Genomic DNA, 12,683 nt, shown 5'->3' with positions numbered 1-12,683 from the left:
TCATGTGTGAATATCATTCCTGGTCAAAATACCAATTAGTTTATTTTTGTTAATTACCGGCAAACACCCAATTTCATTAATCTTCATAAGCTCTATAGCTTCCTCTAAAGGTTTATCCTGAGTCGTGGTAATTAGATCCTTCTTCATCACTTGCTTCACACATTGATGCCGGGATCCCGTATCCTTTATAAACTTTTCCACATCTTTCCAGCTTAACAGACCTACCAGCATTTTCTTAGAATTAATGACCGGCATGTGATGTATATTATTCCATTGCATCATATTTATGACCAGTTCAAGACTATCTTTTTCATCAACCGTATAAATATTGGTATTCATATTATGTTTGACTATTCTCTGAATATGAAAATGTGTCTGAAGCTCTGGCTGCAGGATCTGCCAGTTATGTACGGGTAGATCTTTTTCCTGATTTTCATAAATATAAGCTGTCAATACCTGCACTGCTTCAAGCGGTTTTTTCTTATGCTGAAGATTTCTGTAGCTCTTTACCATCCACTCGGCTCCATTCCATGATTTTAATCTTTTTTCAATAATTCCCAGGTATAGATCTATATTTGCTTCTGAAATTTCTGAATTTTTCAGGCCTCTTCTCGAAATAGGTAAAAGTTCATGTAAGATCAGGTCTTTGGCTGAAATCTGCCTGTCATTCCAGGTGAAAATTGAATCCAATCCTGTTCTTCCGGCTTTGTAGAAATTCGCCCTTACATTCTTAAAATCTTCTTTATTGGCGATATCCTTAAATTCCTCTGGCTGTCCCTGCATTAGACCTACCCAAAATACCATATTGGCAATTTCATCTGCCACACTGGGACCTGCAGGAATATAGCGGCATTCTATCCTAACATGAGCTTTATTCCCGGCTGCTCCATAGCAAACCCTATTCCACCTGTAAACCGTACCATTATGCAGGTTTAGTGCCTTCAGATGCGGGATCTTATTATCTGCGAGCTGGCGCATACTGTCGACTTCAAAATCTGAAGTTAAAAGACTGCGGAACCTGGATATATTATCCTTAAAAATATCTGAGATACCTTTGGTTTCCCAATGTGATCCAAAGCTTACCCTGGCCTGCTTTTCATTTAGAACAAACGAATTCGCCCTGGTATCTGTACTTTGATTGAAAACTGCGATCCTGGTTTCTGACCATAATTCCTTTCCAAAGAGTATTGGGGAGTTTACACATGCGCTAAGTACAGGACCTGCAATAGCCTGGGCCCAGTTATACTTATCTATAAATTCATCTGGATTAATTTGTAAATGCATCTGGAAACTGGTATTACAGGCTTCCAGCATAACAGAATCGTTTAAGAGATTTAACTCATCCACGCCCTTGATATGAATACGAAAATCCTGTTGCCGGGATCTTTTTATAGCTTCATTCAAAGCAAAATATCGTTTTTTTGGAGTCATATATTCTTCAGAAATATGCCTTAGCCTGAGGGTGGGAAGTATCCCGGTTAATAAAATCCTGGATTGATGTTTTTTTGCGATCTCTTTGGCCTTATCCAGAAATGTTACTACATCTTTATGCAGTCTGGAAAAGCAGTCTCCTCCCAGTTCCAGTGGGTCCAGATTCAACTCAAGATTGAATTTACCAATTTCAGTGGTGAAATGATTGTCATTAAGACCTTCCAGTATTCCCATGGAGGTATTAACAGGCAGGAAAGAATTATTGACGAGGCAAAACTCCTGCTCTGCACCAATCCTGACAGGTTCTTTTTCGATCAAACCATTTCTGATCATATATTCAAGGGCTTCCAGATCATTAATAAGCTGGTGCACATACTTTGCCCTGTCTTTCTTTTTTTCCAATACCAAAACTTCCAGATTTCCCATACTTATAAATTATAATTACAAGTAACTGACAATCAAAGAATAAAAAAATGATTCCTGTCATGTTTGATTTATTTTATTTCCTCGTGGAATTGCTACTTTTACGGCATATTGAACAACATGAACCAGGAATTCGGAAAGCAGGAGCGTTTAAAAAGTAAGAAATTAATAGACAGCTTATTTATAGAAGGAAAGAGTATAAAGTCTTTCCCGCTTAAATTGGTATATACCTCTATTGAAGAAGTTGAAGGAAGAGTCCTTAAAACCGGGGTCTCAGTACCAAAGAAACTGATTAAAACTGCCGTAAAGCGCAATAGAATTAAGCGGTTGATGCGGGAGGTTTTCAGAAAAAATAAGTATCTTGTTACCAGTGATTTATCCTCTTCACATGCTTTTATGTTTATTTATATTTCCCGTGAGGAAATGCCCTATGATAAACTGGAAGCGAGCATGATCAAACTTCTGAAGAACTTCAGTCATAAAAATTAAGTTTATGAAAAAACGCTTTAATAAAATCATCCTATTGCCGGTCTTACTAATTGGAATTTTTTTTGGTACGATCAGCTTTAAATCAGACTTTTTTGAGATCGCCAAACAGATAGAGATTTTTACCACGCTGTTCAAAGAGATCAATATGAATTATGTAGATGAAACCAATCCTGCGGCCCTGATGGATACGGCTATTAAATCCATGCTTACAGACCTGGATCCTTATACCAATTACTGGAATGAGCAGGATGTGGAGGCAGCAAGGATAAACAGTGCCGGGGAATATACCGGGATAGGTGCTTTGGTAAAAGCAGGTCCTACCAGTATTACAGTTATCGAGGCATATAAAGATTATCCTGCAGATAAAGCAGGTTTAAAGGCCGGGGACGAGATAATCAGGATAGGGAATATCGATGTAGCAGATTTTAAAGAAGATGCAGGAGAGCTCCTTAATGGCGCGCCTAACAGCGATATTAATATTACTTATAAAAGACAGGGAGAAATTAAAGAAACTTCTTTGAGAAGAAGCTCCGTAGATCTTAAGGCAGTTCCATTTTATAAACTTTTAGAAGATAATTCTGGTTATATCGTTCTTTCGAGATTTAATGCCAAGGCATCCACTGAAGTTGTCCGTGCATTGAAAGATCTAAAAAACAAAGGAGCAGATAAGATCATCCTGGATCTGAGGGGTAATCCCGGTGGATTATTAAATGAAGCGATCAACGTAAGTAATATCTTTATTAATCAGGGCGAACTTATAGTAACCACCAAATCTGTGATTGAAAAATATAACCGGGAGTACTACACTAAAAAAGAGCCTGTAGATACTAAAATTCCATTGGTTGTTCTGGTTGACGGCAGGAGTGCCTCTGCCAGTGAAATAGTAGCCGGGGCGATCCAGGATCTAGATCGCGGAGTTATTGTTGGCGCCAGGAGTTTTGGAAAAGGCCTTGTACAAAGACCACGTGAGCTGGCATACGGCACTCAGTTAAAGATAACGATATCGAGATATTTTACTCCCAGCGGGCGTTGCATACAGGCATTGGATTATAGAAGGAGAAATGAAGACGGTAAAGCTGTAAGAACAAAAGTGGAAGATTATAATGAATTTAAAACAAGAAACGGCCGTAAGGTATTTGATGGAGGAGGCGTATTGCCAGATGTAAAGCTGGAAACCTCAGAGTTTAGTGATATCACCAATTCTCTTTTATTACAGGATGCTATTTTTGATTATGCCACTAAGTATTTTTATTCCCATAATCTGGAGGATCCGGAGAATTTCAGCTTTACAGATTCAGATTATGAAGACTTTAAAAGCTTCCTGAAAAATTCAGATTTTGAATATCAAACGGCAACAGAGAAAGAATTAAGCGAAATGATGGATAAAGCTGAAGATGAAGAATTGAAAAGTAAAATAGCTTCAGAAGTCAATAAAATAAAAGCCCGGATAAATGAATTTAAAGCTCAGGAACTGGAAAACAAAAAACCTGAGATTGTGAGCCTTCTTACCGACGAGATCATTAAAAGATATTTTTACAAGGAAGGTTTATATGAGTTTTATACCCAAAACAATCCGGAGATCAATAAAGCGAAATCCATATTGAATAATCCATCAGAATACTCCAGGATTTTAAAGTAGATCTAAGGTTTTGAATAATTTTTTACTATTCTTCGAGGAAATGCCGGTCTGGCAAAAATTGTCCTGGATAGTATTGATCCTTGGTGGATTCTGGATTCTGGAAGGTTATTATGCTCTGGTAAAATTCAACTACGATAAATGGAAACATGCCCGGACCAATTTTATTTTCCTGGGATTTGTATTGCTTATAAATACACTCTTTGGCATACTCACTGCCGGGATTTTTATCTGGCTGGATAAAACACAATTTGGCTTACTTCAACTTATAGAATTACCCACCTGGATAGAACTAGTATTAGCTATTATTGTTCTTGACCTGATAGCTCAATATTTTGTGCATTTTCTATTACATAAGGTCAAATGGATGTGGCGGTTACATCTAATTCATCATACAGACACGCATGTTGATGCAACTACGGGAACCAGACATCATCCCCTGGATTTTATAATTCGTGAATCTTTCGCTCTTGTTGCAGTAATCATAATGGGTATGCCGGTAGCCTTTTATTTTTTCTACAGGATCCTAAGCGTTTTCTTTACATATTTTACACACGCAAATATCAATTTGCCGCTAAGAATAGATAAAACTTTAAGTTATATTTTCGTAACTCCTAATATGCATAAATTCCATCATCACTATAAGCTACCCTGGACAGACCGTAACTATGGCAATATGCTTAGTATCTGGGACAGGATCTTTGGAACATTCGTTTATGATCAAACTCAAAAGATACGCTACGGAATAGATTTAATCGAAGACAGTACTTCAGATAAGATAAGCTACCAGTTAAAAATTCCATTTAACCGAAGTATCAAAACAAGGAATTAATCCTTGATCATGGCGATATGTGGAATACCATCTTCCAGGTAACCTTCACCGGTGGTTACATAACCGTGAGCCTGATAAAATTTGATCAAATACTGCTGAGCTGAAAGTTTAATATTTGAAGTTTGGTAATTCTGCCTGATGGCTTTATCTGAAGCTTTCATGATCTCGTGACCGTAACCATACCTTCTTTCAGATTCTTTTACCACGACTCTGCCTATAGAGGCCTGGTCGAAATAATAACCGGGTTCGAAACACCGCGTATAAGCTACTATATTACCATTTTTGAATCCAATTATATGTAAGGCCTTATCATCCTTACCATCAATATCCTGGTAAACGCAATCCTGTTCGACTACAAAAACTTCTGAGCGTAGTTGCAGAATATCGTAAAGTTCAGTGAGCTTCAAATCACTGAACTTTTTTACTTCTATGGTTAGATCCATGCTTATTAACAATACTTTTTTGCCGGGATCTTATCTACTCTTCTTTGGTGACGACCACCTTCAAAATCTGTGTTGACAAAGGTTTCTACCATTTCTGTAGCCAGATTTTCTGCCACAAATCTGGAAGGAATACTTATAATATTAGCATCATTATGTTCCCTGGCAAGCTTTGCGATCTCCACATTCCAGCATAAGGCAGAACGAACGCCCTGGTGCTTATTAGCGGTCATGTTAGCTCCATTGCCACTACCACATATAATGATACCAAGATCTGCTTTTTTATTTTCCACATCTTCAGCGACAGGATGTACAAAATCTGGATAGTCAACGCTGTCTTCAGAATTTGTACCATAATTAGTAACAGTGTGTCCCATTGATTCCAGCTTTTCCTTGATCATTTCCTTATAACCTGTACCGGCATGATCATTTCCAATTGATATTTTCATAGTTGAGTTGTTTGTGACAAAGTTAAAAAAAGAGGCTGTTAACCGGCTTAATTTTGATTGTTAATTACTTTATAGAATCTCTTATTTTCCAGTGCTTTAAAATTGACAGTACATTGTTCAAAACCTTTGATGAAAATCTCACAAAGAAATTTGTTTTTTAAGATAATAATAACAATACCAGAATTGGGTTGAATAAATCAAATTATAACTATAGAATTTTTAAGATACTTATGAGCACCCAAAAACAGGTTATTCACAATTGTTAACTTCTAACTTTTCAATAAAATCTATTGTATAAATTTTATGAACTTTTGTTAAGTAATTCTTAAAATCACTAGAGGCTCAAGGACTTAGCAATTAACAGCTGTGTTGATAACCTGTTACCAAAAGTTTACAAGTGAAATACCAAACAAAGCTTAAAAAAATTGTTGTACAAATGAACACACCATCATATAACATCATTTAAATTTTTTTAAAAAGAAGAAATAATAAATATGATATATAATGTTTATAACTAAACTATCCTTAGATGAGAAGATTTGTCATTTAAAGAATCTATGATTTCTTTTGCTATGGTAAGATCTGCAGGGTGGACCATTAACCTGATTCCGCCAAAGGCTACTGAAGAAAGGGGTAAAAGACCAATGAGAGTTTCGTTCTGAAAGAAATGACGTATCCCTGCCTCTTCGAATTTTAATTTAACAACAAAATATTCGTGGGGATAGGTAAAGGTCGCCAGGCATAAATATTCTTTCATCTTCAAGGATTAACTACCTTAAAGGTAGGATTTATTCAGATAAGGTAGAAGCTAAGGTTTGCTGGAAATGCTCTTTTTCAAAAGATTGCGAATTTTTGTCCAGAGTTTTGTTAATGCTGTTCACAAAAAAGAGAATTCCAAATATAAATATCAGGAAAAATAATGCGGAGAATTTGACTGACTTGCTGACTTTCATAATGTTACAACCAAAATAGTGCTAGTAGTCGGGGGGAATGTTAAAGTAAAATTAAGAAATTATTAAGAATAAATCTTAAAAGAAATAAAAAAAATATAAATTTTTTATTTTTTGACTATTTAATGTACCTAATTAATCCTCAATGACTTAACAAAACTTTAAAATGAATTTCATCAGGTGTTATTATATTGACGTAATTTTATCGTATACTAAGTGATAATGAATAGAAAGAAAAAGAGTAGTCCTAAAATACCAGGAAACTTATCAAGAAGTATCATTGACATACTTCGCAAAAATTCCGGAAAAACTTACAACTACAAACAAATAGCTTCAGTCCTTGGAGTTAACGATGCCAGCAGTAGGAATCAGATTATCAAAAAATTAGCCCAGTTAGCGGCTAAAAAAGAGATAAAAGAGATAGATCGTGGAAAATTCACAATCGAAGAAAATAAGAATTACTTTACCGGTGTACTGGACCTAACCACAAAGGGTTATGGCTATGTGATGGTAGAAGAATTCGCCGATGATATTTTCATCGCTCAAAAGGATCTCAATGCGGCTTTTGATGGTGATACGGTAGAAATCTATGTTTATAACAGACGCAGAAGGAAAAGATCTGAAGGTGAGATAACCAAGATCATTAAAAGAAAAAGGGTAGAATTCGTAGGAACTCTTCAGCAAAAGAAGGATTTCGGGTTTGTAGTTATAGATGATAAATCTATGTATACAGACTTTTTTGTTTCCGGTAATAAACTTAATGGAGCAGAAAACGGAGATAAAGTGGTGGTTGAATTCGAAGAATGGCCTGAAAAAGCTGATTCTCCTTTTGGAAAGATCACCAGAGTGCTTGGAACTCCCGGTGAACATCATACTGAAATTCATTCTATCCTGGCTCAATATGGATTACCCCATGAATTCCCTGAGGAAATAGAAAATTTTGCCAATGAAATAGATACTTCCATAAATGAGGAAGAGATCAATAAAAGAAGGGACATGCGTGACGTGCTTACTTTTACTATTGATCCTAAGGATGCCAAGGATTTTGACGATGCTTTAAGTTTTCAAAAACTGGAAAATGGGAATTACGAGATCGGGATCCATATTGCAGATGTATCACATTATCTTCAACCGGGAACGATCCTGGATGATGAAGCATATGACCGGGCAACTTCGGTATATCTTGTAGACAGGGTAGTGCCTATGTTACCCGAGATCTTATCTAATAACGCCTGTTCTTTAAGACCGAAAGAAGAAAAGTTCACTTTTTCAGCCGTTTTTGAAATTGATGATAATGCAAGAGTTGTAGACCAATGGTTTGGAAGAACAGTAACCTACTCTGATGAACGTTTTGCTTATGAAGAAGCTCAGCATATTATTGAAACAGGAACCGGGACTATTCCTGATGATGTTTCTATAAGAAACCATGCTTACAGTGTGCGTGGTGCTTTAGTTGAAGCTGTAGTAACCTTAAACAGGCTGGCTAAAAAGATGCGTTCCCGCAGAATGCGTGATGGAGCGATCTCTTTTGATAAGGTTGAGGTGAAATTCAACTTAAATGAAGAAAATGAACCGGTTGGGGTATTCTTTAAAACTGCTAAAGATGCAAATAAATTAATAGAAGAATTTATGTTGCTTGCCAATAAGAAAGTAGCAGAATTCATAGGTAAACAAAGCCCTAAAAAGACTTTTGTTTATCGTTGTCATGATGAACCAGACGACCAGAAACTAGCTGCCTTACAAACCATAGTGGGCAGGTTTGGCCATAAATTAAATTTAAAGGATCGTAGTACCACCACTGCTTCCTTAAACAATTTACTGGAAGATGTAAAAGGCAGGAAAGAACAGAATATGGTGGATACGCTGGCCATAAGAACCATGAGTAAAGCCTATTATGGAACTGAAAATATAGGGCATTATGGTTTAGCTTTTGATTATTATACCCACTTCACTTCTCCTATTCGTAGATATCCTGATGTGATGGTGCATAGGTTATTACAACATTATCTTGACGGCCAGAAATCTGCCAGCGAGGAAGAATACGAACAAAAATGTCATCATAGTAGTGAAATGGAAAACCTGGCAACCAATGCCGAAAGGGATTCTATTAAATACATGCAGGTAAAATTCATGCAGGATCACGAAAATGAAGAATTCCTTGGTGTGATCTCCGGGGTAACCGAATGGGGTATTTTTGTAGAGATCGTAGAAAATAAATGCGAGGGAATGATACGTTTGAGAGATATGAACGATGATCATTATGAATTTAATCCGGATGAATTCTCAGTTGTAGGTAAAAAGACAGGCCAGTCTTATACCCTTGGGGATGAAGTATATGTAAAAGTTAAAAATGCCGATCTGATAAGAAGACACCTTGATTTTACCTTGCTGGGGAACAGGGCAGAGGTTGAAGCGAGTTAACGGGTATCTTTTAATCTGTTCCGAAGGATTTGCTTTGAAAACCCTGATTCTGTAAAAAGAACAAAAAGTTTACATTTGCAAAACAACTTAACTGTATGTTACAGGACGTTTTAGCTGCCCTACCACTTGGATTTTTCCTGGCTTTCTTATTTGGTCCGGTTTTCTTTGTATTGCTGGAAACAGCTGCAATAAAAGGGTTTAGAGCAGCCTTTGCCTTAGATGTTGGGGTAATCCTTGCCGATGTTGTTTTTATCTTCATTGCCTATTTTAGTACCACAAAACTTCTCGAAAGGCTTAAAGATGATCCTGCCTTATTTATTTTCGGTGGGATGATCCTTGCGACCTATGGCCTGATGAGTTTTATACAGACCAAGAAAGTGCTTATTACAGATGAGGAAACTCCAGAGATAAGGAAACTTGGTAAAAGCGACTATTTCAGTCTGTGTGCGAAGGGTTTTATTCTAAATTTTATCAATATTGGTGTATTGGGTTTCTGGCTGGGAGTAATCATTGTATTTGGCCCTAAACTGGATATGGTCCCAAACCGGATATCAGTTTTTTTAGGTAGTGTTTTGCTTACTTACCTTATCGTTGATATCGCCAAGATCCTCCTTGCTAAGAAACTAAACAGAAAACTCACGCCTAACAGAATCTATATAATGAAAAAAGCGATAAGTGTCTTATTGATCGTTTTTGGCAGTGTATTGATTTTCCAGGGAGTTTTTCCAGAACAGGTAAATGAGATCAAAGACCAGATCGAAGAGATCACCCCAAATGATTCACTTATAGGCAAAATTGAAAACTTCACTTCCGGGGAAGAATAGTCAATATTTTTATAAAGAATAATTTGAAGAATATAACTTAAAGGGGTTTACTCTGTGTCTTATATTCTGAATTTGAAGAGGCAAGGTAACTTTTCCCAATAGTAATTCCATATAGAAACCTCTATGGTTTGGAAGTAGTTATGTACTAATTGTGATGATAATCAATAAAAAAAGTTTCCTTATTCAAGGAAGCTTTTTGAGGCATCGATCGTCCCGATGCTTCGGGAGAACCGCTGTACTACTTAACTTATATAAATAAAAAAGCTCCCTGATTAAAGGAAGCTTTTTGAGGCATCGAGCGTCCCGATGCTTCGGGAGAACCGCTGTATTACCTAACTTTTATAAATAAAAAAAGCTCCCTGATTACAGGAAGCTTTTTGAGGCATCGAGCGGATTCGAACCGCTGTACAAGGTTTTGCAGACCTCTGCCTAGCCACTCGGCCACGATGCCCTTTTACAGGATGGCAAATGTAATAAAAATTTTAAGTTTCAAAACTAAAATCTAACGGGATTTCGTTCTGCTTACCGTTACCATAGCTACATTTCCGCCTATTGGCGGGTTTATTTTTGAAACATCAACCTTAGCTTTCTGAACCATAATGAGTTCGTTCATGATACGTTTCAATATTCTTTCAGCCACACTTTCCAGTAATTTTGACCTTATAGCCATTTCTTCTTTTACGATTTTATTTAAATGTACATAATCTATGGTATCACTCAAATCATCTGTTTTGGCTGAGTGTGAAAGATCACCGTGAACCTTTAGATCTACGCGGTATTCACTGCCAATTTTACTTTCCTCATCCAGGCATCCATGGTAGGAAAATACCTTGATGTTCTTCAGTTTTATTACTCCCACTTTTTTTTTTTTTGCTAAAATATCCAATAAATATGCTTTATCACAGAACAAACTATTCCAACTTGTTATAGAAAGGATTTTTCTGATTATGAAGATAGTTTATAATTAGTAAGCTTTCTCCAGGTTTAGTATGCGGGCGACTTAAAATTTGATAAATTTGCTCTTCATTTTATATTAGTTATGGCCGAAGAGAAAAAGTCGCTTAATTTCATTGAACAAATTATTGAAGAAGATCTGCAAAAGGAATATAAAAAGGATCAGCTTAAGTTCAGGTTTCCACCAGAACCTAATGGATATTTACATATAGGGCATGCTTCCTCGATCTGTTTAAATTTTGGATTGGGCGAGCGTTACAACGCCCCGGTTAATCTTCGTTTTGATGATACTAATCCCGCAAAGGAAGAGCAGGAATATGTGGATGCTATAAAAGCAGATATAGAATGGCTTGGATTTAAATGGGCCAGGGAATGTTATGCTTCAGATTATTTTCAGCAGTTGTATGACTGGGCTGTAGAAATGATAAAAAATGGGGATGCCTATGTGGATAGCCAGACTTCAGAAGAAATAGCAGAACAGAAAGGAACTCCTACCCAGCCGGGTAAAGAAAGTCCTTACAGAAACCGGTCTGTGGAGGAAAACCTGGAGCTTTTCGAGAAAATGAAGAACGGAGATACTCCGGAAAAAGGGGACGTGCTCAGAGCCAAAATAGATATGGCGGCTTCGAATATGTTGATGCGAGATCCTGTAATGTACCGTTGTCTTCATAAAAGTCACCACCGTACCGGGACCGAATGGAAAATATATCCTATGTATGACTGGGCTCATGGTGAAAGTGATTTTATTGAACAGGTTTCGCATTCATTCTGTACCCTCGAATTTCTTCCCCACCGTGAATTATATAACTGGTTTATTAGTAAAGTAAGTAAACCCGGCGATTTTGAGCCTAAGCAGCGCGAATTTGCCAGACGAAACCTTAGTCATACTGTGGTAAGCAAAAGAAAATTGCTTCAATTGGTGGAAAAAGGTATTGTAGATTCCTGGGATGATCCAAGAATGCCAACTATTTCAGGATTGAGAAGAAGGGGATATACCCCCGATGCAATCAGGAAATTTGCAGATTCCATAGGAGTTGGTAAAAGAGAGAATCTAATTGATGTTTCGCACCTAGAGTTCTGTGCCCGTGAAGACCTGAATAAGATCGCTCCCCGGGTCATGGGTGTTCTGGATCCGGTTAAGCTGGTAATTACCAACTATCCTGAAGGAGAAGAGGAATGGCTGGAGGCTGAAAATAATCCTGAAGATGAATCTGCAGGAAGCAGACAGGTTCCGTTTTCAAGAGAATTATATATTGAAAGGGAAGATTTTAAAGAAAGTGCTAATCGCAAGTTCTTCAGGCTTACCCTGGGTAAAGAAGTAAGATTAAAAAACGCCTATATTATTAAAGGTGAGGATGTAGTAAAGGACAGCGAAGGAAATATAACAGAGATCCACTGTACTTATGATCCAAAAAGTAAAAGTGGTAGTGGTACTGAGGAATCTCTTAGAAAAGTAAAAGGTACGCTGCATTGGGTATCTGTGAAGCATGCTATAAAAGCTGAAATAAGGCTCTATGACAGGTTATTTACTGAAGAAACCCCTGACGGTGTTAAAGATAAAGACTATCTTGAATTTGTAAATCCAGATTCACTCAAAGTGGTAACCGGATATTTGGAACCAAGCCTTACAGATGCACAGGTGCAGGATAAGGTACAGTTCCAGCGTATTGGTTATTTTTGTGTGGATAAGGATTCAACTACGGCGAAGCCTGTATTTAACAGGACTGTGAGCTTGCGTGATTCCTGGGCTAAGATTAGTAACTAGGAGTAGATTACTGTATTTTAAGAATATTTTAATACAGGTTTTTTAACATATTAACCGGTTGTTAACAAC

At 37.0% G+C, this 12,683-nt stretch carries 11 protein-coding genes and 1 tRNA gene; 6 read left to right on the top strand and 6 right to left on the bottom strand.

All coding sequences use genetic code 11. The annotated features are described in order from the left end of the window. On the bottom strand, positions 1–1,857 hold the full coding sequence (locus FGM01_RS05785; protein WP_143410171.1) for a CBS domain-containing protein: 1,857 nt from the start codon (positions 1,855–1,857) through the stop codon (positions 1–3). Between the two features lie 117 nt (positions 1,858–1,974). Here FGM01_RS05785 and rnpA point away from each other — a divergent pair, with 117 nt between their 5' ends. Genes rnpA through FGM01_RS05770 form a run of 3 tightly spaced genes read left to right on the top strand, consistent with a single transcriptional unit; the run spans position 1,975 to position 4,811 of the window. Continuing rightward, the gene (gene rnpA / locus FGM01_RS05780; protein WP_143410170.1) at positions 1,975–2,343 is read left to right on the top strand and encodes a ribonuclease P protein component; all 369 of its coding nucleotides are present in this window, start codon (positions 1,975–1,977) and stop codon (positions 2,341–2,343) included. A 4-nt stretch (positions 2,344–2,347) separates the two neighbouring features. Further along, positions 2,348–3,982 carry a S41 family peptidase gene (locus FGM01_RS05775; RefSeq protein WP_143410169.1) on the top strand — a complete coding sequence of 545 codons (1,635 nt, stop codon included), beginning with the start codon at positions 2,348–2,350 and terminating at the stop codon, positions 3,980–3,982. 10 nt (positions 3,983–3,992) lie between these two features. Next, positions 3,993–4,811 carry a sterol desaturase family protein gene (locus tag FGM01_RS05770; protein ID WP_143410168.1) on the top strand — a complete coding sequence of 273 codons (819 nt, stop codon included), beginning with the start codon at positions 3,993–3,995 and terminating at the stop codon, positions 4,809–4,811. Here the strand turns inward: FGM01_RS05770 and FGM01_RS05765 are convergent. From FGM01_RS05765 to FGM01_RS05755, 3 genes are all read right to left on the bottom strand, one after another. Further along, a complete protein-coding gene (locus FGM01_RS05765) occupies positions 4,808–5,254 on the bottom strand; it encodes a GNAT family N-acetyltransferase (RefSeq protein WP_143410167.1) in 447 nt (148 codons plus the stop codon). The two genes, FGM01_RS05770 and FGM01_RS05765, sit on opposite strands and share 4 nt — an antisense overlap. Positions 5,255–5,259: 5 nt before the next feature. Continuing rightward, entirely contained in the window at positions 5,260–5,700 is a 441-nt protein-coding gene (rpiB, locus tag FGM01_RS05760) for a ribose 5-phosphate isomerase B (RefSeq protein ID WP_143410166.1), read from the bottom strand. A gap of 514 nt (positions 5,701–6,214) precedes the next feature. Then, complete coding sequence (locus FGM01_RS05755; protein ID WP_143410165.1) at positions 6,215–6,457, bottom strand: DUF2007 domain-containing protein; 243 nt, start codon at positions 6,455–6,457, stop codon at positions 6,215–6,217. 415 nt (positions 6,458–6,872) lie between these two features. Between FGM01_RS05755 and rnr the strand changes: the two genes are divergently transcribed. After that, on the top strand, positions 6,873–9,071 hold the full coding sequence (gene rnr / locus FGM01_RS05750) for a ribonuclease R (protein WP_143410164.1): 2,199 nt from the start codon (positions 6,873–6,875) through the stop codon (positions 9,069–9,071). A 95-nt stretch (positions 9,072–9,166) separates the two neighbouring features. Then, on the top strand, positions 9,167–9,895 hold the full coding sequence (locus FGM01_RS05745) for a LysE family translocator (RefSeq protein ID WP_143410163.1): 729 nt from the start codon (positions 9,167–9,169) through the stop codon (positions 9,893–9,895). 380 nt (positions 9,896–10,275) lie between these two features. On the opposite strand, the gene FGM01_RS05740 is transcribed toward FGM01_RS05745, so the two are convergent. After that, positions 10,276–10,346, bottom strand: a tRNA-Cys gene (locus FGM01_RS05740). A 51-nt stretch (positions 10,347–10,397) separates the two neighbouring features. After that, positions 10,398–10,754, bottom strand: coding sequence for a dihydroneopterin aldolase (folB, locus tag FGM01_RS05735; RefSeq protein ID WP_143410162.1), 357 nt, complete (start codon positions 10,752–10,754; stop codon positions 10,398–10,400). A gap of 180 nt (positions 10,755–10,934) precedes the next feature. Between folB and FGM01_RS05730 the strand changes: the two genes are divergently transcribed. Continuing rightward, positions 10,935–12,614: a glutamine--tRNA ligase/YqeY domain fusion protein gene (locus FGM01_RS05730; protein ID WP_143410161.1), complete on the top strand. Its 1,680-nt coding sequence runs from the start codon at positions 10,935–10,937 to the stop codon at positions 12,612–12,614. Positions 12,615–12,683 lie beyond the last annotated feature (69 nt).

Source organism: Christiangramia sabulilitoris (assembly GCF_007050985.1).
GTDB classification, from domain to species: Bacteria; Bacteroidota; Bacteroidia; order Flavobacteriales; family Flavobacteriaceae; genus Christiangramia; species Christiangramia sabulilitoris.
This window is presented reverse-complemented; position numbering and strand designations above follow the sequence as displayed.